Source organism: Streptomyces sp. NPDC040432 (assembly GCF_055595445.1).
In genome coordinates, this window is the sequence record NZ_JBVIVP010000003.1 from 175,528 (window position 1) to 202,439 (window position 26,912).

At 72.3% G+C, this 26,912-nt stretch carries 26 protein-coding genes and 1 tRNA gene; 9 read left to right on the forward strand and 18 right to left on the reverse strand.

Annotated features, from left to right (window positions below; genetic code table 11):
• Positions 1-9: 9 nt before the first annotated feature.
• Positions 10-582, reverse strand: a complete 573-nt coding sequence (locus ACZ58N_RS08090; protein ID WP_471156948.1) for a hypothetical protein — start codon at positions 580-582, stop codon at positions 10-12.
• A gap of 77 nt (positions 583-659) precedes the next feature.
• Here ACZ58N_RS08090 and ACZ58N_RS08095 point away from each other — a divergent pair, with 77 nt between their 5' ends.
• From ACZ58N_RS08095 to ACZ58N_RS08110, 4 genes are all read left to right on the forward strand, one after another.
• Complete coding sequence (locus ACZ58N_RS08095; RefSeq protein ID WP_362879197.1) at positions 660-1,346, forward strand: response regulator transcription factor; 687 nt, start codon at positions 660-662, stop codon at positions 1,344-1,346.
• On the forward strand, positions 1,343-2,740 hold the full coding sequence (locus tag ACZ58N_RS08100) for a sensor histidine kinase (protein WP_471156949.1): 1,398 nt from the start codon (positions 1,343-1,345) through the stop codon (positions 2,738-2,740). The genes ACZ58N_RS08095 and ACZ58N_RS08100 overlap by 4 nt, the downstream gene beginning before the upstream one ends.
• A gap of 165 nt (positions 2,741-2,905) precedes the next feature.
• Complete coding sequence (locus tag ACZ58N_RS08105; RefSeq protein WP_471156951.1) at positions 2,906-3,070, forward strand: DUF5993 family protein; 165 nt, start codon at positions 2,906-2,908, stop codon at positions 3,068-3,070.
• A 12-nt stretch (positions 3,071-3,082) separates the two neighbouring features.
• Positions 3,083-3,730 carry a disulfide bond formation protein B gene (locus tag ACZ58N_RS08110; RefSeq protein ID WP_471157555.1) on the forward strand — a complete coding sequence of 216 codons (648 nt, stop codon included), beginning with the start codon at positions 3,083-3,085 and terminating at the stop codon, positions 3,728-3,730.
• A gap of 78 nt (positions 3,731-3,808) precedes the next feature.
• Here ACZ58N_RS08110 and ACZ58N_RS08115 read toward each other — a convergent pair whose 3' ends face one another.
• Positions 3,809-4,306 carry a MarR family winged helix-turn-helix transcriptional regulator gene (locus ACZ58N_RS08115; protein WP_471156952.1) on the reverse strand — a complete coding sequence of 166 codons (498 nt, stop codon included), beginning with the start codon at positions 4,304-4,306 and terminating at the stop codon, positions 3,809-3,811.
• Between the two features lie 225 nt (positions 4,307-4,531).
• Between ACZ58N_RS08115 and ACZ58N_RS08120 the strand changes: the two genes are divergently transcribed.
• Complete coding sequence (locus ACZ58N_RS08120) at positions 4,532-5,356, forward strand: NAD(P)H-binding protein (RefSeq protein WP_471156953.1); 825 nt, start codon at positions 4,532-4,534, stop codon at positions 5,354-5,356.
• A gap of 55 nt (positions 5,357-5,411) precedes the next feature.
• On the opposite strand, the gene ACZ58N_RS08125 is transcribed toward ACZ58N_RS08120, so the two are convergent.
• From ACZ58N_RS08125 to ACZ58N_RS08140, 4 genes are read right to left on the reverse strand one after another with little or no spacing between them, the layout of a single operon-like run.
• The gene (locus tag ACZ58N_RS08125; RefSeq protein ID WP_471156954.1) at positions 5,412-6,749 is read right to left on the reverse strand and encodes a GH1 family beta-glucosidase; all 1,338 of its coding nucleotides are present in this window, start codon (positions 6,747-6,749) and stop codon (positions 5,412-5,414) included.
• On the reverse strand, positions 6,746-7,570 hold the full coding sequence (locus ACZ58N_RS08130; protein WP_471156956.1) for a carbohydrate ABC transporter permease: 825 nt from the start codon (positions 7,568-7,570) through the stop codon (positions 6,746-6,748). Before ACZ58N_RS08130 ends, ACZ58N_RS08125 begins: the two co-directional genes overlap by 4 nt.
• Positions 7,567-8,583, reverse strand: coding sequence for a carbohydrate ABC transporter permease (locus tag ACZ58N_RS08135; RefSeq protein WP_471156957.1), 1,017 nt, complete (start codon positions 8,581-8,583; stop codon positions 7,567-7,569). Before ACZ58N_RS08135 ends, ACZ58N_RS08130 begins: the two co-directional genes overlap by 4 nt.
• 7 nt (positions 8,584-8,590) lie before the next feature.
• Positions 8,591-9,916, reverse strand: coding sequence for an ABC transporter substrate-binding protein (locus tag ACZ58N_RS08140; RefSeq protein WP_471156958.1), 1,326 nt, complete (start codon positions 9,914-9,916; stop codon positions 8,591-8,593).
• 102 nt (positions 9,917-10,018) lie between these two features.
• Here ACZ58N_RS08140 and ACZ58N_RS08145 point away from each other — a divergent pair, with 102 nt between their 5' ends.
• Positions 10,019-11,083, forward strand: a complete 1,065-nt coding sequence (locus ACZ58N_RS08145) for a LacI family DNA-binding transcriptional regulator (protein ID WP_471156960.1) — start codon at positions 10,019-10,021, stop codon at positions 11,081-11,083.
• A gap of 119 nt (positions 11,084-11,202) precedes the next feature.
• On the opposite strand, the gene ACZ58N_RS08150 is transcribed toward ACZ58N_RS08145, so the two are convergent.
• The 4 genes from ACZ58N_RS08150 to ACZ58N_RS08165 form a co-directional block, all read right to left on the reverse strand.
• Positions 11,203-11,275: transfer RNA gene (locus ACZ58N_RS08150), tRNA-His, on the reverse strand.
• Positions 11,276-11,369: 94 nt separating this feature from the next.
• The gene (orn, locus tag ACZ58N_RS08155) at positions 11,370-11,972 is read right to left on the reverse strand and encodes an oligoribonuclease (protein ID WP_281206487.1); all 603 of its coding nucleotides are present in this window, start codon (positions 11,970-11,972) and stop codon (positions 11,370-11,372) included.
• 91 nt (positions 11,973-12,063) lie between these two features.
• Complete coding sequence (locus ACZ58N_RS08160) at positions 12,064-13,236, reverse strand: helix-turn-helix domain-containing protein (RefSeq protein WP_471156961.1); 1,173 nt, start codon at positions 13,234-13,236, stop codon at positions 12,064-12,066.
• A 376-nt stretch (positions 13,237-13,612) separates the two neighbouring features.
• On the reverse strand, positions 13,613-13,891 hold the full coding sequence (locus ACZ58N_RS08165; RefSeq protein WP_471156962.1) for a hypothetical protein: 279 nt from the start codon (positions 13,889-13,891) through the stop codon (positions 13,613-13,615).
• A 470-nt stretch (positions 13,892-14,361) separates the two neighbouring features.
• On the opposite strand from ACZ58N_RS08165, the gene ACZ58N_RS08170 reads away from it, so the two are divergent.
• A complete protein-coding gene (locus tag ACZ58N_RS08170; protein WP_281206489.1) occupies positions 14,362-14,892 on the forward strand; it encodes a universal stress protein in 531 nt (176 codons plus the stop codon).
• A 99-nt stretch (positions 14,893-14,991) separates the two neighbouring features.
• On the forward strand, positions 14,992-15,561 hold the full coding sequence (locus ACZ58N_RS08175) for an acetate uptake transporter (protein WP_471156964.1): 570 nt from the start codon (positions 14,992-14,994) through the stop codon (positions 15,559-15,561).
• A 73-nt stretch (positions 15,562-15,634) separates the two neighbouring features.
• Here ACZ58N_RS08175 and glmS read toward each other — a convergent pair whose 3' ends face one another.
• The 3 genes from glmS to ACZ58N_RS08190 form a co-directional block, all read right to left on the reverse strand.
• A complete protein-coding gene (gene glmS, locus ACZ58N_RS08180) occupies positions 15,635-17,452 on the reverse strand; it encodes a glutamine--fructose-6-phosphate transaminase (isomerizing) (RefSeq protein ID WP_471156966.1) in 1,818 nt (605 codons plus the stop codon).
• A gap of 35 nt (positions 17,453-17,487) precedes the next feature.
• Positions 17,488-17,763: a hypothetical protein gene (locus ACZ58N_RS08185; protein ID WP_030008735.1), complete on the reverse strand. Its 276-nt coding sequence runs from the start codon at positions 17,761-17,763 to the stop codon at positions 17,488-17,490.
• A gap of 107 nt (positions 17,764-17,870) precedes the next feature.
• A complete protein-coding gene (locus ACZ58N_RS08190; protein ID WP_471156968.1) occupies positions 17,871-18,776 on the reverse strand; it encodes a DUF4429 domain-containing protein in 906 nt (301 codons plus the stop codon).
• Positions 18,777-18,828: 52 nt separating this feature from the next.
• On the opposite strand from ACZ58N_RS08190, the gene ACZ58N_RS08195 reads away from it, so the two are divergent.
• Positions 18,829-20,409 carry a beta-N-acetylhexosaminidase gene (locus tag ACZ58N_RS08195; RefSeq protein WP_471156969.1) on the forward strand — a complete coding sequence of 527 codons (1,581 nt, stop codon included), beginning with the start codon at positions 18,829-18,831 and terminating at the stop codon, positions 20,407-20,409.
• Between the two features lie 164 nt (positions 20,410-20,573).
• Here the strand turns inward: ACZ58N_RS08195 and ACZ58N_RS08200 are convergent, their stop codons facing one another.
• The 5 genes from ACZ58N_RS08200 to ACZ58N_RS08220 form a co-directional block, all read right to left on the reverse strand.
• On the reverse strand, positions 20,574-21,500 hold the full coding sequence (locus tag ACZ58N_RS08200; protein ID WP_471156970.1) for a siderophore-interacting protein: 927 nt from the start codon (positions 21,498-21,500) through the stop codon (positions 20,574-20,576).
• Between the two features lie 88 nt (positions 21,501-21,588).
• Positions 21,589-22,629 (reverse strand): ABC transporter substrate-binding protein, encoded by a 1,041-nt coding sequence (locus ACZ58N_RS08205; protein WP_471156972.1) that lies wholly within the window; start codon positions 22,627-22,629, stop codon positions 21,589-21,591.
• Positions 22,630-22,790: 161 nt separating this feature from the next.
• Positions 22,791-23,951, reverse strand: coding sequence for an acyl-CoA dehydrogenase family protein (locus ACZ58N_RS08210; protein WP_471156974.1), 1,161 nt, complete (start codon positions 23,949-23,951; stop codon positions 22,791-22,793).
• A 7-nt stretch (positions 23,952-23,958) separates the two neighbouring features.
• Positions 23,959-24,879 (reverse strand): hydroxymethylglutaryl-CoA lyase, encoded by a 921-nt coding sequence (locus tag ACZ58N_RS08215; protein WP_471157557.1) that lies wholly within the window; start codon positions 24,877-24,879, stop codon positions 23,959-23,961.
• 11 nt (positions 24,880-24,890) lie between these two features.
• The gene (locus tag ACZ58N_RS08220; RefSeq protein WP_471156976.1) at positions 24,891-26,897 is read right to left on the reverse strand and encodes an acetyl/propionyl/methylcrotonyl-CoA carboxylase subunit alpha; all 2,007 of its coding nucleotides are present in this window, start codon (positions 26,895-26,897) and stop codon (positions 24,891-24,893) included.
• Between the last annotated feature and the right edge of the window lie 15 nt (positions 26,898-26,912).

The window sequence follows — 26,912 nt, forward strand, 5'->3', positions numbered from 1 at the left end:
CGGGTCCGCTCAGCGCTCGTCGAACTCCACGCGCGGGGCGGTGTCGTGCCAGGTGCAGAACACCGACGACTCCCGCCCGTCACGGGTGAAGGTGACCCGGATCCACAGCTCCTGCTTCCACACCTGCATCCGCCACCCCGCCTCCGGCGTCGCCGACACCAACTCGGCCGAGTCGGTCCCGAGGTCGAGGACGACCCGGCCGCCCGTGACCGAGTACCCCTTGACCCGGCCCGCCGCGTCCGACCCCCGGGACGGCCCGGCATCGGCCGGCGGCGGGGACTTCGGTCGCGCCGCCGGGGCGGAGTCCGCCGGCGGGTCCGAAGGGGAGCCGGAGGGGGAAGCGGACGGGGAGGGCGTCGCGGACGGCGACGAGGACGGCGGGGCCGAGGGCGACGGCGACCCCGAACCCGGCACCACCGTGCCCTGCGTCGACGAGGACAACGGCGGCGTCGTCAGGGGCACGGCGAGCGGAGGATCGTAGGCCGTCCCGGACATGACCGTGCGCACGCCCCACCACGACAGGGTCACGGCCGCGGCGGTCGCCAGGATCCAAGCCATGGCATGTACAAGTCCTCGACGCATCGGGCACATACTGCCCCACCCGCCCCGGAGGCGGCCCGGCGCCTCCCGGGCTCCCCCGAATGGACTACCGTGCGGCCATGGCTAGTGTGCTCGTGGTCGAGGACGACCAGTTCGTACGTTCCGCCCTGATCCGGCACCTGACCGAGGCCTCCCACACCGTGCGGAGCGTCGGCACGGCCCTGGAGGCGCTGCGCGAGGTCGCCCACCACCGCTTCGACGTGGTGATACTCGACCTCGGCCTGCCCGACCTCGACGGCGCCGAGGCGCTCAAGATGCTGCGCGGCATCACCGACGTACCGGTCATCATCGCGACCGCGCGCGACGACGAGGCGGAGATCGTCCGGCTCCTCAACGACGGCGCCGACGACTACCTCACCAAGCCCTTCTCCGTCGAGCACCTCTCCGCCCGGATGGCCGCCGTCCTGCGCCGCGCCCGCGCCACCGGAGCCGAACCCCCCTCGCGGGTCCTGCGCGTCGGCGGACTCGCCATCGACCCGCTGCGCCGCCAGGCGGAACTCGACGGAGCCGTCCTCGACCTCACCCGGCGCGAGTTCGACCTGCTCGCCTTCCTCGCCGGCCGGCCCGGCGTGGTCGTCGCCCGCCGCGAACTGCTCGCCGAGGTGTGGCAGCAGTCCTACGGCGACGACCAGACCATCGACGTGCACCTGTCCTGGTTGCGCCGCAAGCTCGGCGAGACCGCCGCCCGGCCCCGCTACCTCCACACGCTGCGGGGCGTCGGCGTCAAGCTGGAGCCGCCGGCGTGAGGTGGGCCCTGGTCAAGGTGTGCCTCGCGGTCACGGTGATGGTCGTCGTCGCCTTCGCCGTGCCGCTCGGGATGGTCGTCCAGGAGATGGCCAGCGACCGGGCCATCTCCAACGCGGAGCGGCAGGCCGCCACCATGGGGCCGACCCTGTCGATCACCACCGACCCGGTTCAACTGCGCAAGGCCGTCGAGTCGACCCAGATGGGCGCCGCCGGACGGATGGCCGTCCACGTGCCCGCCATCGGCGGCTCCGGACCCGTCGACATCGGCGACGGCTGGGCGGGCGCCGGCGTCGTCGCCGAGGTCCGCAGCATCGGCCGGGCGACGACCGCCCACGTCGCCGGCGGGGACTCCGTCGTCCTCCAGCCCACCGCGCTCGGCTCCGGGGACATCGCGGTCATCGAGATCCTGGTGCCGGAGAACGAGGTCAGCAACGGGGTCACCACCGCCTGGCTGGTCCTCGCCGGCGTCGGCCTCGCCCTGATCATCGGCTCCGTCGCGGTCGCGGACCGGCTCGGCGCCCGCCTCGTACGGCCCGCCGAACGGCTCGCGGACGCGGCGCACCAGCTCGGCGAGGGCCGGCTCGGGGCCCGCGTGCCCGAGGAGGGGCCCAAGGAACTCCGCTCGGCGGCCGTCGCGTTCAACTCGATGGCCGACCAGGTGGTCGAACTCCTCGCCAACGAGAGGGAACTCGCCGCCGACCTCTCCCACCGGCTGCGCACGCCCCTGACGGTGCTGCGGCTCAACGCCGCCTCCCTCGGCGACGGCCCGGCCGCCGACCACACCCGGGCCGCGGTCGAGCAGTTGGAACGGGAGGTCGACACGATCATCCGTACTGCCCGTGAACAGCGCCCCGTCTCCCAGGGGTTCGCGGGAGCCACCGGCGGCGCGGGAGCCGGCTGCGACGCCTCCGAGGTGATCCGCGACCGCATGGACTTCTGGTCGGCGCTCGCCGAGGACGAGGGCCGCGAGGTCCGGCTCGCCGGAGTGGACCGCGTCGTCCGCATCCCCGTCGCCCGGCCCGAGCTCGCCGCCGCACTCGACGCCATGCTCGGCAACGTCTTCCGGCACACTCCCGAGGCCACCCCCTTCGCCGTCGACGTGCACGACGCGGGCGACGCCGTCATCGTCCTCGTCTCCGACGCCGGACCGGGCATCGCCGACCCCGACGCCGCCCTGCGGCGCGGCAACGACGGCGGCCGCGACGGCTCGACCGGCCTCGGACTGGACATCGTGCGCAGGGTCGCGGAATCCACCGGCGGCGACGTCCGGCTGGGCCGCTCCGTCCTCGGGGGGACCGAGGTACGGGTCTGGATCGCCCTGGACGACCGCGCCCGCGGCGGCGACCGGGGCACCGGCGGGCGCCGCACCCGCCGCAAGCGACGGGGCGACTGACGCACGGGCCCGGGGCGGGGGCGGTCCGGGGTGGGTCGGGGTGCGTCGGGGTGGGTCGGGGGCGGTCCGGGCGGGTCGGGGGCGGTCCGGGGCTGCGGGGCAACCGACGTACGCCCGGGGCGCGCCTCGTGGGAGGCGAGTCCGCAGGTCGGTACGGTCCGCCCCATGGACACCCTCATCTTCGGCGGCATCCTCGCCACCCTGATCGCCATGTACCGGGAGTCGTCCCGGAGCGTGGTGCTCGGCGCCTGGTGGGTCATGCTGGGCGCCGTGCTGCTGCTGATGGCGCACCACGTCGCCGGCGGTCCCGCCCTCCACCTGAGCCACTGACCCGTGGCCGCGATGAACACCCTCGTCCCGGAGACCGCCCTGGAGGGCGGCCTGCTCGGACGGGCCCAGTACTGGTTCGCGTGCTGCTTCGTCATCGGTTGGACGGCCTTCGTCGGCGCCGGCCTCTTCCACCAACTCGGTCTCCGCGAGACGCCCTGCCCGCTCTGCGTCGTGCAGCGCATGTTCATGCTGCTGGCGGCGGTCGGGGCCGGGTACGTCATCCGCAGGGCGCTCGGCGAGGGCGCCGTGACCGGCCGGGACTACATGACGGGCTGGGGCATGGCCCTGGTCGCCGTCATCGGGGGCTCCGTGGCCGCCGGGCGGCAGACGCTGCTGCACGCGCTGCCCGGGGACGCCGGCCACGGCAGCGCCCTGTTCGGTCTGCACATGTACGTGTGGGCGTGGATCCTGTTCACGGTCTCGGCCGCGGCCATCGGCGTCGTCCTCGCCCTGGCCCACGCGACGGCCGACCGGGCCGTCCCGGCCGCCCGCCCCGGCCCGCACCGGGCCGCGGGAACGTTCGCGCTGGGCTTCCTCGGAGTGGTCCTCGCCGTCAGCGCGGCGGCCGTCTTCCTGGACGAGGGCTTCCACTGGTTCCTGCCGGAGCAACCGACCCGCCCCCGCTCCTTCCTCGACATCGGCCTCCACCTCCCGGGCTGACGCTCGTTCCCCGGTCCGCCGACGCGGTGGAGGCCGCTCCGGTCCCGTCCCGGACACCGCGGGCCGGTCACGGAGCGGTCAGGCGGGGTCGCCGGCGTTCAGCCGGTGTGCTTGGGCCCGGCCGACCTCGGCGGCGCGGTGGAGGTAGTCGGCGATGAGCGCGAGTTCGGCGTCGGAGTAGCGGTCGAGTACGGCGCCGAAGGCCCGGCCGGGTGTGTCCCAGGCCTTGTTGATCCGTTCGCGTGCCGCCGGGGCGAGGACGACGAGGGAGCGGCGCCGGTCGTGCGGGTCGGCCTGCCGCTCGACGATGCCCGCCTTGACCAGGCGGTCGACGAGGCGGGTGGCGGACCCCGAGGTGAGACCGGTGAGGCGGGCGACGTCGCCGGTGCTGACGGGACCCGGTTCCAGGTCGAGGAGGCCGACGCACTGGAGGTCGGTGGGGTGCAGGCCGACGTGGTCGGCCATGGCCTGGCTGAAGAGCGAGTAGTCGGCGTAGTGCCGCTGGCTCTCCGTGACGATGCGCGCGAGCAGCTCGGCGCGGCTCCAGTCACCCGTGCGGGGGGAATCGGTTGACATCGACCTCTCCATGCCGGAAATTTAACTGTGTGGCGCAGAGAATGTATCGCACAGAATCTGTGCCACGTACTCAGCTTAAGTCACGGGACCCATTCGACACCCGCACCCACCGCACGAGCTGATCCGGCACCAGAAGAGCCGGATCGAGCAGAACCGGCACCAGCCGAACCGGATCGAGCAGAGCCGGATCAAGCAGAACCGGATCAAGCAGAGCAGGAGATCATCATGTCGATCCTCGTCACCGGCGGCCGCGGCGCCGTCGCCCGTTCCCTCACCACGCTCCTCGCCGACCGCGGCCTTCCTCACCGCCTCGCGTCACGTGAGCCGGACACTCCCGAGGTCGTGCGCTGCGACCTCGCCGATCCCGCGACCTTCCCCGGGGCGCTGGCCGGAATCCGTGCCGTCTTCCTCTACGCCGAGGCCGCCGGGATCGAGGCGTTCGTCGAAGAAGCGGGCGCCGCAGGGGTGGAGCACGTGGTGCTCCTGTCCTCCTCCGCGGTGATCACGGAGGACGCCGCCGTGAACCCGCTCGCCGCCGCCCACCTCGCCGTCGAGGAAGCCCTGTCGGCCTCCGCGCTGCACACCACCCTGCTGCGCCCCGGAGCCTTCGCGGGCAACGCCCGCCCCTGGTTCTCGTCCCTCGCCTCCGGGCAGCCCGTCCGACTGCCCTACCCGCAGGCGCACTCCACCCCGATCCACGAGGTCGATATCGCCGAGACCGCCCTCACCCTGCTCACCGACCCCGGACTCGGCGGCGGAGCCCACACCCTGACCGGGCCGCAGTCCCTGACCTTCGTGACCCAGCTGGAGATACTCGGCTCCGTCCTCGGCCGGCCCCTGCCCTACGAGAGCGTCACCCCCGAGCAGTGGAAGGCCGATGTGGCGGAGTACCTGCCCGCTCCCTACGCCGATGCCCTCCTCGGCCACTGGGCCGCGGCCGAAGGCCTTCCGGCCGCCACCACCGACACCGTCGAACGGTTCACCGGCCACCCGGCGCGATCCTTCACGACCTGGGCGGAGGAGAACGCCGACGACTTCCACCTGTCGTAGGAGGGGCGCAGGACAGGGCGCGAGGCTTGGGGGCTCCAGGACCGGGCGCCGATGGTCAGAGGGCGCCCGTGCGGGCCAGGTGGGCGTACCAGCGCGCACTGGAACGGGGCGTGCGGATCTGGGTCTCGTAGTCGACGTGGACGATGCCGAACCGCTTGCTGTATCCGTAGGACCATTCGAAGTTGTCCAGCAGCGACCACAGGAAGTACCCGCCGACGGGGGCGCCGTCGTCGATCGCCCGGTGGATCGCCGACAGGTGCTCGCGCAGGTACCCGATGCGTCGGGGGTCGTGAATGTCCGGCGCGTACGCGGCCCCGTTCTCGGTGACCAGCAGGGGCAGGCCCGGCGCTTCGGAGCTGAACCGCATCAGCAGGTCGTACAAGCCCGTCGGGTCGATCGACCAGTCCATGTCGGTCCGTTCGCCCGGTGGTTGGTGGAAGGCGATGCCGTCCGCAGCGGGCCAGGGGGAGTGGCCGGTGGAACCGTGCCCGTCGGCGCGGGGGCCGTCGGGGGAGGCCGAGACCACCGCCGGGGTGTAGTAGTTCACGCCGAGGAAGCCGAGCGGCTGGTGGATGAGGGCCTCGTCGCCCGGCCGGACGAAGGACCAGTCGGTCAGCGCCGCCGTGTCCGAGAGGAGGTCATCGGGATAGGCGCCGTACAGCAGGGGGCCGGTGAAGATCCGGTTCGCGAGGGCGTCGATGCGGCGTTGGGCGTCCAGGTCACCGGCCGAGTCGGTCAGCGGCCGTACCGCGCTCGGGTTGAGCGCGATGCCCGTACGGACACCCGAGGGCAGGGCCGATGCCGCCAACCCGTGGGCCAGGTTCAGGTGGTGGGCGGCGCGCAGGGCGTCGGCCGGGCTGGTGCGGCCGGGGGCGTGGACCCCGGAGGCGTAGCCGAGGAAGGCGCTGCACCAGGGCTCGTTGAGCGTGGTCCAGAGCCCGACCCGGTCGGCGAGGACGTCGGCGACGGTCTGCGCGTACTCGGCGAAGTCGTAGGCCGTCCCCCGGGCCGGCCAGCCGCCCGCCTCCTCCAGGTGCTGCGGCAGGTCCCAGTGGTACAGGGTCACGCAGGGCTCGATGTCATGGGCGAGGAGCTCGTCCACGAGCGCGTCGTAGAAGCCGATCCCACCGGACAGGACGCGCGGCCACGACACCGAGAACCGGTAGGCGCCCAGACCGAGTTCCGCCATCAGCCGGACGTCCTCACGCCACAGCCGGTGGTGGTCGACGGCCACATCACCCGTGTCACCGCCGTGCACCTTGCCCGGCGTACGACAGAAGGTGTCCCAGATCGACGGCCCGCGCAGCCCGGCCGCGCCCTCGATCTGGAAGGCGGCCGTGGCCGCCCCCCAGAGAAACCCCTCCGGGAATCGCATGTCCCCCACGCCGTTCATCCCTTCACCGCTCCCTGCATGATGCCGCCCACGATCTGGCGGCCGAAGACGACGAACACCAGCAGCAGCGGGAGCGTGCCCAGCAGCGCACCCGCCATGATCACGGACTGGTCGGGGACGTAGCCCCGTCCCAGCCCCGTCAGGGCCACCTGCACCGTCGGGCTGCCGTTCTGGGTCAGCGCGACGATCGGCCAGAAGAAGTCGTTCCACGTCATGACGAAGGTCAGCATCCCGAGGACCGCCATCGCCGGGCGGGCCACCGGGAACACCACGTGCCACACCACCCGCAGCGAGTTCGCCCCGTCGGTGCGGGCCGCCTCCACCAACTCCATGGGCAGCGCCTGCGCCAGGTACTGCCGCATGAAGAACACCCCGAAGGCGCACACCAGCGCCGGCAGGATCACCGCCTGGAGCCGGTCCGTCCAGGACAGTTCGGCGACCAGCATGTACAGCGGGACCACGCTCAGCTGCGGCGGGATCAGCATCGTCCCGACCACCAGCGACAGCAGGACCCGGTGCCCGCGGAACCGCAGCCGGGCGAAGGCGAACCCGGCCATCGTCGACAGCACGACGGTCACGGCCGCGACCGTGCCGGCGACGACGACCGTGTTCAGCAGGGCGGAGCCCATGTTGGCGTCGGTCCAGGCGGTCCTCAGGTTCCTGCCCAGATTGCCGCCGAACCAGAACGGCGGCGGGGTCTGCGCCAGCCGCGTACTGCTCCGCGAGGCCGCGATCGCCGTCCACACCAGCGGGAACAGCGACCCGACGGTGAACAGGGCGAGAGCGACGTACGTCAGCCTGCCCGCGCGCAGTGAACTCATCGCCCCGCCCCCCGTCCCCGCAGCAGCCGTGCGGCCCCCGCGACCAGCAGCAGCATCAGGAACATGGCCCAGGCGATCGCCGAGGCCCGCCCCAGGTGCAGGTTCACCCAGCCCTGCTCGTACAGGTACAGCCCCAGCGTCTGGAACTGGTGGTCCGAGCCGCCCGTCGCGCCCGCGCCCGCGTTGAACAGCAGTGGTTCGCCGAAGAGTTGGGTCGCGCCGATCGTGGAAACGACACAGGTGAAGAAGATGGTCGGCCGCAGCGACGGCACCGTCACGTGGATGAACTGCTGCCACCGCGAAGCCCCGTCCAGCGCGGCCGACTCGTACAGCTCCCCGGGCACGGCCTGCATGGCGGCCAGGTAGATCAGCGCGTTGTAGCCCGTCCACCGCCACACCACGATCGCGGACACCGCCAGCTGCGAGGCCAGTGGACCGTTCTGCCAGTCCACCGCCCCGAACCCGACCGCCGATAGGGCCCAGTTGACCATTCCGTAGTCCCGGCCGAAGAGCAGCACGAACACCAGGGTGGCCGCCGCCACGGACGTCGCGTACGGAGTGAGGACCACGACCCGGAAGAAGGCCGAGCCGCGCATCCGGTAGTTGAGGAGGTGGGCCAGCCCCAGCGCGATCGCCAACTGCGGCACCGTGGACAGCAGCCCGATGGTGACGGTGTTGCGCAGGGCGTTCCAGAAGAAGGCGTCGTCCCACAGCCGGGTGAAGTTCCGCAGCCCCACCCACGTCATGGAGTCCGGGTCGGTCAGCTCCACCTGGTGCAGCGCCGCCCAGCCCGTGTACAGCAGCGGGAACAGCCCGAAGGCGGCGAAGAAGAGGAAGAAGGGCGCCACGAAGGCGTACGGGCTCCAGCGCAGGTCCCACCGGTAGCGGCGCGAGCGCCACACCTGGCCCCGGCCGGACCTCCCGCCCCCGGTCCCGCCCGCCCCGCCCCGCACGCGGCGGGCGGAGGAGGCCGGGGCCGGGGCCGGCGCGGGCGCAGCGGTCGTGTCCGTCACCGGAACCTCACCGCTCCAGGGCGTTGTCGATGGCCTTCACCGCCGCGTCCCAGCCCTCCTGCGCGCTGCGGCCCTTCTGGTCGACCTGGAGCATCCCGATGTCCGCCAGGTTCTGGGCGATCACCAGGTCTTTCGGGCCGATCACGGTGACCGGCACCCCCTCGGCGGCCCGCGCGAAGATCTCCCCGATGGGCGCGCCCCCGAAGTAGGCGTGCTGTGCGCCCGCCACCGCCGGCAGCCCGTAGGCGGCGCTCGCGCTCGGGAAACTGCCGCGCTTCTCGAACAGCTTGGCCTGCTGCGCGGGAGCCGTCAGCCAGGCCGCCAGCTTCGCCGCCTCCTGGGCCTGCTTGCCCGCCTTCGGCACCACCAGGAACGAGCCGCCCCAGTTGCTGGGCTTCGGGGCCGGGGCCACGTCCCACTTGTCCTTGCCCGCCGGCCCCGCCTTGTCCTGGATGTACCCGAGCATCCAGGCCGGGCAGGAGATCGTCGCGAACGTGCCGTTGGCGAAGCCCTGGTCCCAGGTCGGCGTGAACTGCTGGAGCTTCGCGCTCAGCCCTTCGGAGGCGAAGGAGGCCGCGAGGTCGAAGGCCCCGCGCACCGCCGGATTCGTCTTGTAGACGACCTCGCCCCGTTCGTCGTAGAACCGCTGGGCGCTGCTCGCGGTGACGGCCGCCATCACGCCGGACGCCGAGTCGACGAAGGCCTTGCCCTCCCCGGCCTTCGCCTTGTAGGCGCGGCCCGTCTCCAGGTACTTGTTCCAGTCCCCACCCCACAGCGCGCCGACCGCCGCCCGGTCGGTGGGCAGTCCGGCCGCCGCGAAGAGGTCCTTGCGGTAGCAGATGCCCTGCGGGCCTATGTCGGTGCCGAGACCGACGGTCGCCCCGCCCTTCGCGGCGGAAGCCGTGCCCTGCGCCCACTTCCACGGCAGGTACGCGGCCTTGTCCACCCCCGCCACCTTGCCGAGGTCGACCAGCTTGTCCGCCTGGGTCGCGGTGATCTCCGCGATGTTGTTGACCTCGACGGCCTGGATGTCGGCGAGACCGCTGCCGGTGCCCAGGTGGGTCAGGAGCTGCGGGTAGTAGTTCTCGTTCCGCTCGATGGAGGTCTGCTCGATCCGGATCCCCGGATTCTGCGCCATGTACTCGTCGTAGAGACCGGCCTCCTTGAGTCCGAAGGCGCCGAAGACGCCGACCGTCAGGGTCGTCCGCCCCGATCCGCCCGACGAGGAACCCGCCTTGGGGGCCTCCTCCGGGTCCTGCGCGCAGCCGGCGAGCAGCAGGGCGGTCGCGGCGGCCACGCAGGCCGCGCTGACGAGATTTCTTCGGGCTCGCATCTGGGTCCTCCCTGAAGGACGGAACGTGCCGGGTGTCGTGTGACACAGTGTGGGAGCGCTCCCACAGTCGTCAAGGGGTAGATTCACAACCGGGAGGAAGCCATGAACGGGCACGGGCGCAGTGGGGGACGGCCGACCTTGGAGGAGGTCGCGGTCCGGGCCGGGGTCGGGCGGGGCACCGTCTCCCGGGTGATCAACGGATCGTCCAAGGTCAGCGACCGTACGCGGGAGGCCGTAGAAGCCGCCGTCGCCGAGTTGGGGTACGTACCGAACCGGGCGGCCCGCGCGCTCGCCGCCAACCGCACCGACGCCATCGCCCTGGTGATCCCGGAGCCGGAGGCCCGCTTCTTCTCGGAGCCGTACTTCTCCGACGTCGTGCGCGGCGTCGGCGCGACCCTCGCCGAGACCGACGTGCAGCTGGTGCTCACCCTCGCCGGCAGCGACCGCGAGCGCCGGCGACTGGCGCAGTACCTGTCGGGGCACCGGGTCGACGGGGTGCTGCTGGCCTCGGTGCACGCCGGTGACCCGCTGCCCGAGCTGCTGGCCGAGCTGGGCATCCCGGCGGTGATCAGCGGCCGCCGGTCGGCCGCCGAGACCCTCCCGAGCGTGGACTCCGACAACCTGGCGGGCGCCGCCGGGGCGGTGCGCCACCTCCTCGGGCGGGGACGCCGCACGATCGCCACCATCACCGGCCCCCTCGACGTGTACGGGGCCCAGTGCCGACTCGACGGCTACCGGCAGGCCCTCGCCGCCGCCGGGCACCCCGTCGACGAGCCGCTGATCGCCGTCGGGGACTTCACCGAGGACGGCGGCCGCCGGGCCATGCGCGAACTGCTGGAGCGGCGCCCCGCCCTGGACGCCGTCTTCGCCGCTTCCGACGTGATGGCGGCCGGCGCCCTGCGCGAGCTCCGCGCGGCGGGCCGCCGCGTCCCCCGGGACGTGGCGCTGGTCGGCTTCGACGACTCGGTGGTGGCCCGCCACATGGACCCGCCGCTGACGAGCGTCCGCCAGCCGATCGAGGAGATGGGCCGGACCATGGCCCGGGTCCTGCTGGACCGCATAGCGGGCCTGCGCGACGGCGACGGCGACAGCGGCGGCGCGGGCGGGGAGCGGGGCGAGCGGGCGCTGGTCCTGCCGACGGAGCTCGTCGTCCGGGAGTCCTCGTAGCGCCCCGGAACCGGCGCCCCGGAACCGCCCTCCCGCACGGAACCGCCCTCCCCTCGCGGTGAGGGCCCGGACACGCAGAAGGCCCCGGTCCGCTTCCGCGTACCGGGGCCTTCCTTCAGGGTGAGTGACGGGACTTGAACCCGCGGCCACCTGGACCACAACCAGGTGCTCTACCAACTGAGCTACACCCACCATGTCCGGTCGCAGAACGACCGGCCGAAGAAAAGGGTACAGGGTCCGGGAGGGTGCTCGCTCCCCCCTTTCCCCGCACCCGTCGCCCCGGGTCCTACTCGCCGGGCACGACGTGCTTGGCGGCGATGGTGCGGGCCGTGTCCGAGTCCGGTCCGGGCTGCGGCACGAAGACCGCCTCGCGGTAGTACCGCAGCTCGGCGATGGACTCCTTGATGTCCGCGAGCGCCCGGTGGTTGCCGTTCTTCGGCGGGCTGTTGAAGTAGGCCCGCGGGTACCAGCGGCGTGCCAGCTCCTTGACCGAGGACACGTCCACGATCCGGTAGTGCAGGTAGCTCTCCAGCGCGCCCATGTCGCGCAGCAGGAACCCGCGGTCGGTGCCGACGGAGTTGCCGCACAGGGGCGCCTTGCGGGGCTCCTTCACGTGCTCCCGCACGTACGCCAGGACCTGCGCCTCGGCGTCGGCGAGGGTGGTGCCGGCGGCCAGCTCGTCGAGCAGTCCGGACGAGGTGTGCATTTCGCGCACCACGTCCGGCATGGTTTCCAGGGCCGCGTCCGGCGGGCGGATCACGATGTCCACGCCTTCGCCGAGCACGTTGAGCTCCGAGTCGGTGACCAGTGCGGCCACCTCGATAAGTGCGTCGTCCGTCAACGAGAGCCCGGTCATCTCGCAGTCGATCCACACCATGCGATCGTTCATGCGCCCCACCTTATGCCGAAGGTCCCCCACATCGGTGCTCTGCCGGTGCGGGGGACCTTCGTCATGGGAGCAGGCATGGCTCCCCGGGACGCTACGCGTGCTCGCGCAGCACCCTGCCCGGGGCGTACAGCTCCGTCACGCTCGGACCGGACGCGGCCAGTGCCGCCGCCGCCCGCTGGGGCTGGGCGGTGCGCTGGTGCGGTACCGGAACGTCGGGGAGCTGGGTCACCGGGGCCACGTCGACCTGCGGGCGGCGCGCCCGGTAGGCCGAGCGGTAGGCGGCCGGGGAGGACCCCAGCTGCCGCCGGAAGTGACCGCGCAGCGCGACGGGCGAACGGAACCCGCAGCGTCCGGCGACCTCGTCGACCGAGTAGTCGGAGGTCTCCAGCAGCCGCTGCGCCTGGAGCACCCGCTGGGTGATCAGCCACTGCAGCGGCGCGCTGCCGGTGAGCGAACGGAACCGCCGGTCGAAGGTGCGCCTGCTCATGTAGGCGCGGGCGGCCAGCGTCTCCACGTCGAACTGCTCGTGGAGGTGTTCCAGCGCCCAGGCGACGACCTCGGCGAGCGGATCGGCGCCGATCTCCTCGGGCAGCGACCGGTCGAGGTAGCGCTCCTGGCCACCCGTGCGCCGCGGCGGGACGACGAGCCTGCGGGCCAGGGCCCCGGCCGCCTCGCTGCCGTGGTCGGTGCGCACGATGTGGAGGCACAGGTCGATTCCGGCCGCGGTGCCCGCGGACGTGAGCACGTCGCCGTCGTCGACGAACAGCTCGCGCGGATCGACGTGGACGGACGGGTACCGCTTGGCCAGCGTCGGCGCGTACATCCAGTGCGTCGTGGCGGGCCGGCCGTCCAGCAGTCCGGCGGCGGCCAGCACGAAGGCTCCCGTGCACAGACCGACGATCCGGGCCCCCTCCTCGTGCGCCAGACGCAGAGCGTCGAGCGCCTCGGGCGGCGGCGGTGAGGTGATGGAGCGCCAGGCGGGCACGACGACCGTGCCTGCCCGGGCGATCGCCTCCAACCCGTATGGCGCGGTCAGTTCGAGTCCGCCGGTGGTCCGCAGCGGACCGTCCTCCCCGGCGCACACGAGCAGTCGATAGCGTGGAACTCCCGCGTCCTGCCGGTCGATGCCGAACACGGAAAGTGGAATGGAACTCTCGAAGATCGGCCCGCCGCTGAACAGCAGCACGGCGACGATCTCCCTGCGGCGACGCCCCGCGAGTTTCCGCCCCGCGTCCGCGACGACGGCGGTGGAATCCTGGCTCATGGCGCTAAGCCCCCCTTGGGTGTCGCGACTCCTTGGTCTGGTCGCACCTGCACGTTTCCCCTCGGCCTTGCACGTGGATCCCCCGCCGTAAATACATGATCGAATCTACTGCGTCCCGTGGTGTCGGCGTGACAAGTTCAGCACGCAGCGCTATGTCGACTTGGCAACTTGGCGAAAAGCATTCGATCAGGAAGCGTTCCACTCCGCTACCCGGGTGGGAAGCGTCCTGTCCGGCCATGGCCAGTACCCATGGGGTCGTGACGCCGCCGAGGCTCTGTAGTCGCTGGTGGTAGGGGGGTTGGGGGGACATTCCGGCAAGGGGGGCACTCGATCGGGAAGTTGGCTGAAAACAACCGGGTGTGTACGTGCGAACCGGTCAGTCGTGAGGGGATGCCGGCCCGGAACCGTGGCAACCGCGGTGCGAGCCGCCCCCGGTGCGCGAGTGCCGGCCGCGGTGTCCGGACGGAAGCGGTTCCTCCGCGAGCACCCGGGCGGCGGCCCGCTCGGCCTTCTCGGAGTGCCGCAGCAGTACCCGGCAGGCGGCGGTGACGGCGGCCAGCCCCAGGGTCGCCACGGCGGCCCCGCCGTAGGAGGTGCCGTAGACGACGAGGACCACGGGCACGAGCAGACAGCTGAAGGCGGCCCAACGGACCACGTCACCCGCCGGGTCGTCATCCCGGGACGTCCTGCCGGATGGCACGGACGGGTGAAGCAGTGGATGTGCGGAGGAGGGGGAAGGAGGGGCGGACGGGGCGGACTGCGTCGGCGGAGCGGGCTGGACGGGGTGAACCGGATGGCCGGGCACGGCGTACTCCCTGCGGGCTCTTCCTGGACGGTCGGACGCCTGTCCAACGCCGGCGACAGCGCTCGGTCACTGTGTGCGGGGGTGACGGAAGGGTCCTTCGTCACTGGCTGTAGGGGACAGCGGACATTGCCAAGGCGCCCGACCTCCGGCATGCTCCCTGGGACGCTCTCCAAGGGCGGCATGCCCTGTGCAGTACAGGAGTGTCGCCGTACCCTGGTGGGTAAGGGCTTGGGAAGATGCTTCCCGGACAGAGCCCCGTCACACTGCGTCGCCGAAACCGTCCCTGTCGCTTCCCCCGAGGATCCTTCGCCGAGACATCCATGGCCGGTCACGAATTCTCCGAACCCGCGGACCGCAAGCGCAAACCCCTCGCCGACTCCGTTTCGGCCGACCTGCGCGCGGTGGAACAGACACGCCACCCCTGCGACCCTGCCTTCCGGCACGGGGTGGTGGTGGGCTTCGACGGCTCCACTTCCAGTGAACGAGCCCTCGCGTACGCCATCGGCATGGCCCGGCGCTCCGGCTCCGGTCTGATCATCGTGCACGTGGCCAATCGGCTGCCGACCACGGTCTGGGCCGGCTGCGAGCCGCCCGTCTTCGTGGACGTGCCCGACCACCGCACCGAGGTGCTGGGGCTGGAACTGGCCTGCGCGGACTATCTGGCCGAGGTGCCGTGGATCCTGGTCGAGCGGGGCGGGGACATCTGCCACGAGCTGGAGGAGGTCGGCCGGGAGTATTCGGCCGACGCCATCGTGGTCGGCTCCACGCACGGGATCGTGGGCCGGATCTTCGGATCGGTCGCGGGACGGCTGGCCAAGCGGGCGCAGCGACCCGTTGTTGTCATTCCGTAACCCGCTGTAGGTCGCTCGTGCGGTTGTGAACCCTCGTGTAAAGGGTAGATAAATGCTGCTGGGACGCAGCAAACAACTGCAGATCGAAGGGAGCCCGCCGTGGACAACGGTGTCTCTGCGGGAAGCACGGCCTCGACCTCGACCTTGGGGCACATCGCCCTGGGTCTCACCCTTCTCGCGTTCGGTATCGGCCACACCGGCATCATCGACGGTGTGTCCGCGGCCAATTCCGTGTCGCTCGCCACCTACGTCGGCGGTCTCGCCCTGTTCGTCCTCGGACTCATGGAGTTCCGCGGCGGCAACGGCTTCAACGGCACGGCGTTCGCGGGCCTCGGCGCCTTCTGGTTCACCTGGGCGGCCGGAGCCGACGGAAAGGTTTCGGCGGACGCCGCCGGATCCTTCCTCGTCCTGTTCGCCCTGCTCGGCCTGACCCTCACCGTGGGAGCCGCGAGCGGGCTCTTCGGCCAGGGCGTGTACGGGCTCTTCACGCTCTCCCTGCTGCTGCTCGCGATAGGCGCCTTCGCCGACAGCGGTGTCCTCGCCAAGGCGGCGGGCTGGGTGGCCGCGGTCGCCGGGCTGCTCGCCTGGTACGGGGCCACCGCGGCCCTGGCGCACTGGCCGGTGGCGTTCGGCAGGTCCTCCCGTCGCGGCGCGGTCGCCGCGGGCTGAGGCGGGTGCGGAGCGGACGCGGAACGGCCCCCGGGGGGATCCCCGGGGGCCGTTCCCCATGTGCGCGCTGCGACTACTCGACGGTGACGGACTTCGCCAGGTTGCGCGGCTTGTCGATGTCCCGGCCCAGGGCCAGGGCGGTGTGGTACGCCAGGAGCTGGAGCGGGATGCCCATCAGGATCGGGTCCAGCTCGTCCTCGTTCTTGGGGACGAGGATGGTGTGGTCGGCCTTCTCCTGCTCCCGGTGGGCGACGGCGAGGATACGGCCGCTGCGGGCCTTGATCTCCTCCAGCGCGGCGCGGTTCTTCTCCAGCAGGTCGTCGTCCGGGACGATCGCGACCGTCGGCATCGCCGGCTCGATGAGGGCGAGCGGGCCGTGCTTGAGCTCGGAGGCGGGGTAGGCCTCGGCGTGGATGTAGGAGATCTCCTTCAGCTTGAGGGAGGCCTCCAGCGCCACCGGGTAGCCGCGGACGCGACCGATGAACATCATCGACTTGGCCTCGGCGTACTCGGCCGCCAGCTTCTTGATGTCCTCCTCGCCGTCCAGGATCTCCTGGATCTGCGCGGGCAGCTTGCGCAGGCCCTCGATGATCCGCTTGCCGTCGGTGACGGACAGGTCCCGGATCCGGCCGAGGTGCACGGCGAGCAGCGCGAAGGCGACGACCGTGTTGGTGAAGCACTTCGTGGACACGACGCAGACCTCGGGGCCGGCGTGCACGTACACGCCGCCGTCGGCCTCGCGGGCGATGGCGGAACCGACCACGTTCACCACGCCGAGGACGCGGGCGCCCTTGCGCTTGAGCTCCTGGACGGCCGCGAGCACGTCGTACGTCTCACCGGACTGGGAGACGGCGATGTACAGGGTGTCGGGGTCCACGACCGGGTTGCGGTAGCGGAACTCGGACGCCGGCTCGGCGTCGGCGGGGATCCGGGCCATGCTCTCGATGAGGCCCGCGCCGATGAGGCCCGCGTGGTACGAGGTGCCGCAGCCCAGGATCTTGACCCGGCGGATGCCGCGCGCCTCGCGCGGGTCCAGGTTCAGGCCGCCCAGGTGCACGGTGTTGAAGCGGTCGTCGATCCGGCCGCGCAGCACGCGGTCGACCGCGTCGGGCTGCTCGGAGATCTCCTTGTGCATGTAGGTGTCGTGGCCGCCCATGTCGTAGGAGGCGGCCTCCCACTCCACGGTCTCGGGCGTGGCGGTGGTCGTCGTACCGCTGGTGGTGTAGGTGCGGAAGTCGTCGGCCTTCAGGGTGGCCATCTCGCCGTCGCCGAGGGTGACGACCTGGCGGGTGTGGGCGACCAGGGCGGCGACGTCGGAGGCGACGAACATCTCCTTCTCGCCGATGCCGAGGACGACGGGGGAGCCGTTGCGGGCGACGACGATGCGGTCGGCGAAGTCGGCGTGCATGACGGCGATGCCGTAGGTGCCGTCGACGACCTTGAGGGCCTCGCGGACCTTCTCCTCCAGCGTCCCGGCCTGCGAGCGGGCGATCAGGTGGACGAGGACCTCGGTGTCGGTCTCCGAGACGAAGACGACGCCCTCGGCCTCCAGCTTGGCGCGCAGCTCGGAGGCGTTGTCGACGATGCCGTTGTGGACGACCGCCACCTTGTTCTCGGCGTCGAGGTGCGGGTGCGAGTTGATGTCGCTCGGCGCGCCGTGGGTGGCCCAGCGGGTGTGCGCGATGCCCGTGGTGCCGGCGAAGCGCTTGGGGACGCGGGACTCCAGTTCACGGACGCGACCCTTGGCCTTGACGACCTTCAGGGCCGCCGACTTCGGGCTGTTGACGACGATGCCCGCCGAGTCGTAGCCGCGGTATTCCAGCCGCTGGAGTCCTTCCAGCAGCAGCGGTGCCACGTCGCGCTTGCCGATGTATCCCACGATTCCGCACATACGGTATTGCCCCTCCTGAAGTTCGGATGCCGTGCTCAGCCGTAGACGATGCGGCGCAGCTGCCGGAGGGAGAGCTCCGGGGGCGCCACGGCGCGGTGCGGCAGTTCGGCCGCGATCCGCTCGAAGATCTCGGCGTTGACCGCCCCGCCGGACTGCAGTTCGCGGTGGCGGCGCCGGACGAACTCCTCGGTCGTCTCGTCGAAGTAGGCGAGTACGTCGAGCACCACCCGGGCGGCCTCGCCGCGCTGCAGCGCGGTGCTGCGCACCAGGTGGTCGACGAGGTCGTCATGCGACGGGCGGCGGTCGAGCACTCGTAGATATTGACGGGCAAACGGGCGGAACGCAAAGATCCTGCCCGGAATCGGGCAGGATCCCGCTGGTCTGGACCAGAGGAATGGGCTATTCCGGCTCGGGTCGGTCAGAAACGACTCAAAATCGCCGCTTTGGCCAGGGCGAACTCCTCGGCGGTCAGGATGCCCGTCGTGTGCAGTTCGCCCAGCTCGCGCAGGCGGCGCAGCAGGGCGTCGTGGTCGTCGCCCGCCGGGGTCGGCGAGGGGAGGGCCACCGGGGCGGGTGCCGCCGGGGCGGGCGGGGCGAGGGCGGGGGCGGACGTGGCGGCGGCAGCCGCCGGGTGGGGCAGGCGTACCGCAACCGCGGCGGCGGCCAGCGCCATCAGCGGGTCCTTCTTGAGCCCGAAGATCTCCACGGTGTAGGGGTCGTACTTGGGCGGGCCGGCCGAGGGCACGCCCGCCAGGGAGAAGCGCAGCCAGCCGTTCTCCAGTCCCCGGGCGGGGACCCACTCGACCGACCTGAGGTCCGCCGTGCGGAACGTGCGGGCCCCGCCAGCGGTCTTCGCGTCCTCGGCGGTCCAGCTCCACTGCAGGGTGACGGCGTCCCCGTCGAAGGTCACCGTCCCGTCGCCCGCGCTCACCGAGATCGGCACCGGGGGACCGGGCATCAGGTAGGCGTCCGACGGTCCGGAGTCGATCTGGTCCAGCAGCAGGGCGTTGCGGACCTCGTCGACGAAGTACTCGGCGACGCCCGTGCGGTCCGGCTCCACCGTCAGCCGGTACGGGTCCGAACCCTCCGGGAGTCGCCCTCCGGTGACCTGGAGGAGCGGGTCCGCGCCGTCACGCAGGCGCAGCCGCAACCGGCCCGCCTTGCGGCCCGGTTCGTGACTGATCCCCGCCACCGCGCGCAGGGGTACGGTCACCTCGCCGAGGTGCTGGCGCAGCAGGGACACCCCCTTGTCGCGGCCCGGCACGATGCGCACCGCGTCCCCGTCGAAGGTCCACGTACCGTCCTTCTGGATGATTTCCGCCATCCGGCGATTCTCCCATCGTCACGACCCGCCGTTTGGTCTATACCTGGGCTGCATGAGAGTCCTGCGACGCACGCTCGGCACCCTCCTCGTCCTCGGCGCGGCCGTCTCCTGCACCGCCGCCCACGGCGACGACGGCAAACCCGGTGGCCCGCGCGCCGCCGCCCTCGCCCCCTACGACCGGCTCCTGCCGGCGCCCGTGTCCGCCCGCGCCGAGGGCGCCGGGTACGCCTTCGGCGCCGGCACGGTCATCCGTACCGGGGCGGGCGCCCCCGAGGAGGTCCGCCGGGTCGGCGAGCTCCTCGCGGAGCAACTGCGGGGGCCGAGCGGGCTGCCGCTGCCGGTGGTCGACGGGCAGGAGGGCGACGGGATCCGACTGCTCCTGGACGAGGCCGCCCAGGAGCTGGGGGCGGAGGGCTACCGGCTGCGGACGACCGCCTCCGGGGTGACCCTGACCGCCCGGACCCCGGCGGGACTCCTCCGCGGCGGGCAGACGCTGCGCCAACTGGTGCCGGTGCGCGGGACGGGGGACGTGCCGGGCGGCACGGTCACGGACGCGCCGAGGTTCGCCTACCGCGGGGCGATGGTCGACGTGGCGCGTCACTTCTTCCCGGTGGAGCAGGTGAAGAGGTACGTCGACCAGCTCGCCCAGTACAAGATCAACACGCTGCACGTGCACCTGACCGACGACCAGGGGTGGCGGATCGCGATCGACTCGTGGCCCCGGCTCGCGGAGTACGGCGGCGGCAGCGAGGTCGGCGGCGGACCCGGCGGCCACTGGACCAAGGAGGAGTACCGGGACCTGGTCGAGTACGCGGCCCGCCGGTACGTGGACGTGGTCCCGGAGATCGACATGCCGGGCCACACGAACGCGGCGCAGGCGTCCTATGCCGAGCTCAACTGCGACGGGAAGGCGCGCGAGCGCTACACCGGGGTCAAGGTCGGCTTCAGTTCCCTGTGCGTGGGGGACGAGCGGACCTACACGTTCGTGGACCAGGTGCTGGGCGAGATCGCGGAGCTGACCCCGGGGAAGTACCTGCACATCGGGGGCGACGAGGCGCACGCGACGCCGGCCGCGGACTACGCGGCCTTCATGGACCGGGCCCAGGCGGTCGTCGCCCGGCACGGGAAGACCGTCGTGGCCTGGCACCAGCTCGCGCAGGCGCGCCCGGCGGCGGGCGCGGTGATCCAGTACTGGGGGCACGACCGCACCCCGGCCGCCGAGAAGGCGGCCGTGGTGGCGGCGGCGAAGGCCGGGCATCCGGTGATCCTGTCGCCGGCGGACCGGGCGTACCTGGACATGAAGTACGACACGACGACGAAGCCGGGGCTGGCGTGGGCCGGGTACGTGCCGGTGGAGCGGTCCTACTCCTGGGATCCGGGGAGCTACCTGGCCGGGGCTCCGGAATCCGCCGTCCTGGGCGTGGAGGCGCCGCTGTGGACGGAGACGATCTCCGAGCGGGGCGACTGGGACCTGATGGCCTTCCCGAGGGTGCTCGGGGTGGCGGAGCTCGGCTGGTCCCCGGCGGGGGCGCTGGGGTGGACCTCGTACCGCGAGCGGCTGGCGGCGCAGGGGCCCCGGTTGGACGCCCAGGAGATCGACTACCACCGGGCGCCGGACGTCCCCTGGTCCTGACGGTTCGGGACGCGAGGGGGAAGAGCAGCGGGCGGGCGATCGAGGGACCGTATCGATCGCCCGCCCGGGCTTGCTCCACCGTCAGGGGCAGGTCCCGTGACGGTGTGTTGAATTTAGGTTAGCCTAACCTAAATGGAAGGGCAAGGGTCGGGGCGGGGCTTCCGCTACAGCTCGGCGGTGGGTTCCTCGCTGGGGGCCCGGCCCGCGTACGCCTCCGCGAGGAGCTGCTCCTCGCTCGCGCCCAGCCGCCAGTAGCCGGTGAAGCGGACCGCCCGGCGGTCCACGGAACGCTCCCGCACGAGGTGCCGGCGCACCTCGCGGACCGTGCCCGCCTCACCCGCCACCCAGGCGTACGGGGTCTCGGCCGGGGGCAGGGCCGCCGCGCGCAGCGCGTCCAGCACCCGCTCGGTGCGCTCGCGTCCCGTGGCGTCCCCGCGGACGATCCAGGTGATGTCCGCGTTGGCGAGCGTCGTCAGGTCGAGGCGGTCGCCCGCGTGGGGCACCTCGAACCAGGCCCGGACCCGGGTGCCGGCGTCGAGCCGGTCCAGGATCGCGGCGGCGGCGGGCAGCGCCGTCTCGTCCGCGTACATCAGGATCGCGTCGGCGTCGGCCGGCGGCTGGAAGCGTACGGACTTGTTCTGCGCCACGGCCGGGCCGATCGCCATGATCCGGCGGCCGGTCACGGCCCGCCCGGCCCAGTCGGACGCCGGGGTCCCCGCCCCGGGGGCGGCCGCCGCGCCGGGACCGTGCAGGACGAAGTCGATGTCCACCTCGACCGCGCCCCCCGGCGTACGCCGCTGCTCGCGCACCGTGTACGAACGCATCACGGGGCGCTCCTCGTCCGGCATCCCGCGCCAGGCCGCGAACCAGGTGTCCTCGTCGGTCGAGGGCAGTTCGGTGTGCTCCCGGTGGGGCGGCGGCAGGAACAGGGACAGGCTCTGGTCGAAGCCGCCCGAACGGAACCCCGCGAGGGCCTCGCCGCCGAAGGTGACCCGCAGGAAGGAGTGGCCGAGCCGCCGCGTGCGCAGGACCTCCAGCACGAAGAACCGGAAGTGCGCGGCGGCCGGGGTGTCGGATGCGGCGGCGGTCATGCGGGGTCCCCCAGGGGTTCGGGTACGGGATCGCCCCGGGAGCCGGCGGTCGGGCCGGTCCCGGGGCGGTGGCCGGAGCCGGGTCGGGTCAGCCGACCTTCTTCGCGTTCTGGATGGCCTTGGCGAGGTCCTCCAGGATCTGGGCGCAGCGGTCGTACGAGTAGATCGGCTCGGTCACGCGCGGGGTGATCTGACCGGCCTTGACGGCGGGGAGCTCGGCCCAGGTCGGCTTCGCCTTCAACTGCTCCGGCTGGAGGGTGCCGGTGCGGTTGTCGAGGAGGACGAGGTCGGCCTTGTACTTGCCCGCGTTCTCCCAGCTGAGGCTCTCGAAGAAGCCGCCCTCGACCTTGTCCGGGGTCACGAACTCGACGCCGAGCTGCTCGAAGTACTTGAGGTCGGCGGAGGTCTTCGGGGTGGAGACGTAGAACAGGTCGGCGGAGCCGGAGCCGACGAGCACCTTGATGCCCGGGTTGGCCTTGGTGGCCTCGCGGACCTTGGCCGAGGCGGCCTCGAAGCGGGCCTTGGCGTCGACGGTGCTCTTGGAGTTCATGTCGGCGCCGAGGGACTTGGCGAGGGCCGCGGTGCGCTCCAGGGCCTTGTCCAGGGTGGCGTTGCCGCCCACGGAGATCGCGGCGGCCGGGGCCAGCTTCAGGATCTTGTCCTTGGAGGCCTCGGGCATGTACCAGTACGAGCCGTCCCAGGTGTTGGTGACGAGCAGGTCGGGCTGGAGGGCTGCGTACTTCTCGACGTTGAACTCGTCGTAGACGTTGCCGAGGATCTCGACCTTGGATATGTCCAGCGAACCGGCCTGGACGTCGGGCTTGCCGTCCGCGGTCTTCGTGGGACCGAAGACGCCCTTGACCTTCACGCCGTAGTCGTTGAGCGCGGCGGCGGTGCCGGTGAACGCGACGATGTTCTTCGGGGTGGACTTGGCCGTGACGTCCTTGTCCAGGTCGTCCTTGAAGCTCCACGGGCCGGCCGGGGCGGAGGCGGCGGCCTTGTCCTTGCCCGTGCCGTCCTTCGCCGCGTCGGTGCTCCCGCACGCGGAGAGGACCGCGACGAGGCCGAGGGCGCCGCCGGCGGCGATGACGCCGCGACGGGAGAGGGAGGAGGTCCGGGGCTTGGGCATGTCAAGGTCCGCTTTCGTGCGTGCGTGCGAGGTGACCACAGGGCCGTTCGCCAGGAAGGCTAGCCTAACCTTCCCCCAAAGTGCGAAGAGCGCACTGCCGTACGGGCCCGGGCGGGCGGACCGACCGCCCGGACACCCCACTGCCGCGGAACGGCCCGTTCCTAGCCGCCGAAGCCCAACTCGCGGGCGATGAGCATGCGCTGCACCTCGCTGGTGCCCTCGCCGATCTCCAGGATCTTGGAATCGCGCCACATGCGGGCCACCGGGTACTCGTTCATGAAGCCGTACCCGCCGTGGATCTGGGTGGCGTCGCGCGCGTTGTCGACCGCCACCGTCGAGGAGTACAGCTTCGCGATGGCCGCCTCCTTCTTGAAGGGCTCGCCCGCCACCAGCCGCGAGGCCGCGTCGCGCCAGCCGATGCGGGCCATGTGGGCGCGCGTCTCCATGTCCGCCAGCTTGAACTGGATGGCCTGGTTGTCGCCGATGGCCTTGCCGAAGGCGTGCCGCTCCTTCGCGTACTTCACCGACTCGTCCACGCAGCCCTGCGCGAGGCCGGTCGCGAGCGCCGAGATGGCGATGCGGCCCTCGTCGAGGATCCGCAGGAACTGCGCGTAGCCGCGGCCCTCCGCGCCGACCAGGTTGGCCAGCGGCACCCGTACGTCGCTGAAGGACAGCTCGCGGGTGTCCGAGGAGTTCCAGCCGACCTTGGAGTACGGCGCCGCCACCGTGAAGCCCGGCGTGCCGGACGGGACGATGATCGAGGAGATCTCGGGTCGGCCGTCGGCCTTGCGGCCCGTCACGGCGGTGACGGTGACCAGACCGGTGATGTCCGTACCGGAGTTGGTGATGAAGCACTTCGAACCGTTGATGACCCACTCGTCGCCGTCACGGACGGCGGTGGTGCGGGTGCCGCCCGCGTCGCTGCCGGCGCCCGGCTCGGTCAGGCCGAAGGCGCCGAGGACCTCGCCGGAACACATCTTCGGCAGCCACTCGCGCTTCTGCTCCTCCGTACCGAACAGGTACAGGGGCATGGCGCCCAGGGAGACGCCGGCCTCCAGGGTGATCGCGACCGACGAGTCGACGCGGGCCAGTTCCTCCAGGGCGATGCCGAGGGCGAGGTAGTCGCCGCCCATGCCGCCGTACTCCTCGGGGAAGGGCAGACCGAACAGGCCCATGCGGCCCATCTCGGCGACGATCTCGTACGGGAACTCGTGCCGCTCGTACAGGTCGCCGATCTTCGGGGCGACGACGTCGTGGGCGAACTGCTCCACCGTGCGGCGGAGTTCCTCGTGCTCGGGGGTGAGCCGGTGGTCGAGGGACATGGTGTGACTACTCCTTGTGGGAGAGGGCGCGGACGGTACGGGAGGGGCTGGGGCGTCCCAGCTGTTCGGCCATCCACACGCTCGTGGCGGTGAGGGCGGCCAGGTCGACGCCGGTCTCGACGCCGAGGCCGTCGAGCATCCACACCAGGTCCTCGGTGGCGAGGTTGCCGGTGGCGCTCTTGGCGTACGGGCAGCCGCCGAGGCCGCCCGCGGAGGCGTCGACCGTCGTCACGCCGTGCTGGAGCGCGGCGAGGGTGTTGGACAGGGCCTGGCCGTAGGTGTCGTGGAAGTGCACGCCGATCCGGTCGGTGCCCACGCCCCGCGCGTTCAGCTCGGAGAGCAGGACCTGGACGTGCCCGGGAGTGGCGACGCCGATGGTGTCGCCGAGACTCAACTCGTCACAGCCGAGGTCGAGGAGGGCCTTGGCGACGCCCACCACCTGCTCGACCGGGACGGCGCCCTCCCACGGGTCGCCGAAGCACATCGACAGGTAGCCCCGGACGTGCGCCCCCTCCTGCTTGGCCCGGGCCACGACGGGCTCGAACATGGCCAGGGACTCGGCGACCGTGCGGTTCAGGTTCCGCTCGGCGAAGGTCTCCGTCGCCGAGCCGAACACCGCGATGCGGGTGGCCCCGAGGGCGAGCGCGCGGTCGAGACCGCGCTCGTTGGGGACCAGGACCGGCAGCTGTGCCCCGACGTCGGCGAGCAGCGGGAAGAGCAGCTCGGCGTCCGCGAGCTGCGGCACCCACTTCGGGTGGACGAAGCTGGTGGCCTCGATGGTGGTGAGGCCGGCGGCCGCCAGGCGGTGCACGAACTCCGCCTTCACCTCCGTGGGGACGGCCGTCTTCTCGTTCTGGAGCCCGTCGCGCGCGCCGACCTCATGGATCCGCACCCGCGCGGGCAGCCCGGCGGGGGCCGGGACGGTCATCGGCAGCCCGTTCACTCGCCCGCCTCCTCGTCGGCGGTGACCACGGCCAGGACCTGGTCCATGGCCACCGTGGTGCCGGGCGAGACGTCGAGTTCGGTGACGGTGCCCGCGTGCGGGGCGGAGATGACGTGCTCCATCTTCATGGCCTCCACCACGAGCAGGCTCTGACCCGCGACGACCCGGTCCCCGACGGCGACCTTGACGACGGTCACCGTGCCGGGCATGGGGGCGGCGAGGGTGTCGGCGCCCGCGCTCGCCCGGCCCTGGGCGGCGACGGGGTCGTGCCGCTGGAGGTGCCAGGAGTCGCCCGAGCGGCCCAGCCAGGTGCCCTCGGGGGAGGGTGCGCAGCTGAACGTGTGGGTGACACCGTCCAGTTCGACGGTCACCCGGTCCGCGGTGCGGGCCACGATCCGGCCGTGGGCCGGGGTCGCGGCGCCGTCGGAGGCGGGCGTCAGCAGCTCCGTGCCCGCGCCGGACGGGCGGGTGCGGACCTCCACCGGCTCCTGGCCCGGGAGCCGGAAGTGGTGGACGGTCCAGGCCGGGGTGCCGCCGAGGCGCCAACCGTCGGCCACGTCGAACGGGTCGACCCAGCCCGGCGTCCGCGCCGGCGGGGCGGCCGCGAGCAGGGCCGCCGCCGCGTACACCTCCGGGGGCACGCCGTCGGGCAGGAGCTCGGCGAGGTCCCGCTCGACCAGGCCGGTGTCCAGGTTCCCCGAGACGACGTCCGGGTGGGCCAGGAGCCTGCGCAGGAACCCGGTGTTCGTCTGGACGCCCAGGATCACCGTGTCCGCCAGCGCCCCGCGCAGCACCCGCAGGGCGGCGGCCCGGTCCGGGCCGTACGCGATCACCTTGGACAGCATCGGGTCGTACGTGGAGCCGGTGTCGACGCCCGCCGTCAGCCCCGAGTCGGTGCGCACCGCACCGCCCGACGGCTCGGACAGCGCGAGGACCGTACCGCCGGAGGGCAGGAACCCGCGGGCGGGGTCCTCGGCGCAGACGCGGGCCTCGATCGCGTGGCCGGTCAGCGTGACGTCGGCCTGTCCGAAGCCCAGCTCGGCGCCGGAGGCGACCCGCAGCTGCTGCTCGACCAGGTCCAGGCCGGTGATCAGTTCCGTCACCGGGTGCTCGACCTGGAGGCGGGTGTTCATCTCCATGAAGTAGTAGGACGACGGGTCCTCGCCGGGGACGATGAACTCCACCGTGCCCGCGCCGACGTACCCGCACGAGCGGGCCGCCTCCACGGCCGCCGCGCCCATCGCCGCCCGCGTCCCCTCGTCGAGGAGCACCGACGGGGCCTCCTCGATCACCTTCTGGTGGCGTCGCTGGAGGGAACACTCGCGCTCGCCCAGGTGCACCACGTTCCCGTGGCCGTCGGCGAGGACCTGGATCTCGATGTGCCGGGGACGGTCGATCCACCGCTCCACGAGCAGGGTGTCGTCACCGAACGAGGACTTCGCCTCGCGCCGGGCCGCCGCGATCTCCTCGGCCAGCACGGCCTCGTCGCGGACCAGCCGCATGCCCTTGCCGCCGCCGCCCGCGGAGGGCTTGAGCAGCACCGGCATGGCGATCTCGCGCGCCGCGGCGACGAGTTCGGCGTCGGTCAGGCCGCTGCCGGAGGACCCGGGGACCACCGGGACACCGGCGGCCTTCACCGTCTCCTTCGCGCGGATCTTGTCGCCCATCAGGGAGATGGCGGAGGCGGGCGGACCGATGAAGGCGAGCCCCGCCTCCTCGCAGGCCCGGGCGAAGGCCGCGTTCTCGGCGAGGAAGCCGTAGCCGGGGTGGACGGCCTCGGCGCCGGTGCGGCGGGCCGCGTCGAGCAGCCGCTCCACGGACAGGTAGCTCTCGGCGGCGGCCGCCGGGCCGATCCGGACGGCCGTGTCGGCCTCCCGTACGTGCCGGGCGTCGGCGTCCGCGTCGCTGAAGACGGCCACGGAGCGGATGCCGAGCTCCCGCAGGGTGCGGATGACCCGGACCGCGATCTCGCCCCGGTTCGCGACCAGAACAGTGCTGAACATCAGTGAGGTCCTCAC

Coding starts and splice junctions, on each gene's coding strand:
- ACZ58N_RS08105 (WP_471156951.1), top strand. CDS start 2,906: ATGGACACCCTCATCTTCGGCGGCATCCTCGCCACCCTGATCGCCATG.
- ACZ58N_RS08130 (WP_471156956.1), bottom strand. CDS start 7,570: ATGAGTTCACTGCGCGCGGGCAGGCTGACGTACGTCGCTCTCGCCCTG.
- ACZ58N_RS08090 (WP_471156948.1), bottom strand. CDS start 582: ATGCGTCGAGGACTTGTACATGCCATGGCTTGGATCCTGGCGACCGCC.
- ACZ58N_RS08115 (WP_471156952.1), bottom strand. CDS start 4,306: ATGTCAACCGATTCCCCCCGCACGGGTGACTGGAGCCGCGCCGAGCTG.
- ACZ58N_RS08170 (WP_281206489.1), top strand. CDS start 14,362: ATGGCCGGTCACGAATTCTCCGAACCCGCGGACCGCAAGCGCAAACCC.
- ACZ58N_RS08200 (WP_471156970.1), bottom strand. CDS start 21,500: ATGACCGCCGCCGCATCCGACACCCCGGCCGCCGCGCACTTCCGGTTC.
- ACZ58N_RS08190 (WP_471156968.1), bottom strand. CDS start 18,776: ATGGCGGAAATCATCCAGAAGGACGGTACGTGGACCTTCGACGGGGAC.
- ACZ58N_RS08120 (WP_471156953.1), top strand. CDS start 4,532: ATGTCGATCCTCGTCACCGGCGGCCGCGGCGCCGTCGCCCGTTCCCTC.
- ACZ58N_RS08145 (WP_471156960.1), top strand. CDS start 10,019: ATGAACGGGCACGGGCGCAGTGGGGGACGGCCGACCTTGGAGGAGGTC.
- ACZ58N_RS08125 (WP_471156954.1), bottom strand. CDS start 6,749: ATGAACGGCGTGGGGGACATGCGATTCCCGGAGGGGTTTCTCTGGGGG.
- ACZ58N_RS08215 (WP_471157557.1), bottom strand. CDS start 24,879: ATGACCGTCCCGGCCCCCGCCGGGCTGCCCGCGCGGGTGCGGATCCAT.
- ACZ58N_RS08140 (WP_471156958.1), bottom strand. CDS start 9,916: ATGCGAGCCCGAAGAAATCTCGTCAGCGCGGCCTGCGTGGCCGCCGCG.
- orn (WP_281206487.1), bottom strand. CDS start 11,972: ATGAACGATCGCATGGTGTGGATCGACTGCGAGATGACCGGGCTCTCG.
- ACZ58N_RS08095 (WP_362879197.1), top strand. CDS start 660: ATGGCTAGTGTGCTCGTGGTCGAGGACGACCAGTTCGTACGTTCCGCC.
- ACZ58N_RS08110 (WP_471157555.1), top strand. CDS start 3,083: ATGAACACCCTCGTCCCGGAGACCGCCCTGGAGGGCGGCCTGCTCGGA.
- ACZ58N_RS08210 (WP_471156974.1), bottom strand. CDS start 23,951: ATGTCCCTCGACCACCGGCTCACCCCCGAGCACGAGGAACTCCGCCGC.
- ACZ58N_RS08220 (WP_471156976.1), bottom strand. CDS start 26,897: ATGTTCAGCACTGTTCTGGTCGCGAACCGGGGCGAGATCGCGGTCCGG.
- ACZ58N_RS08160 (WP_471156961.1), bottom strand. CDS start 13,236: ATGAGCCAGGATTCCACCGCCGTCGTCGCGGACGCGGGGCGGAAACTC.
- ACZ58N_RS08195 (WP_471156969.1), top strand. CDS start 18,829: ATGAGAGTCCTGCGACGCACGCTCGGCACCCTCCTCGTCCTCGGCGCG.
- ACZ58N_RS08205 (WP_471156972.1), bottom strand. CDS start 22,629: ATGCCCAAGCCCCGGACCTCCTCCCTCTCCCGTCGCGGCGTCATCGCC.
- glmS (WP_471156966.1), bottom strand. CDS start 17,452: ATGTGCGGAATCGTGGGATACATCGGCAAGCGCGACGTGGCACCGCTG.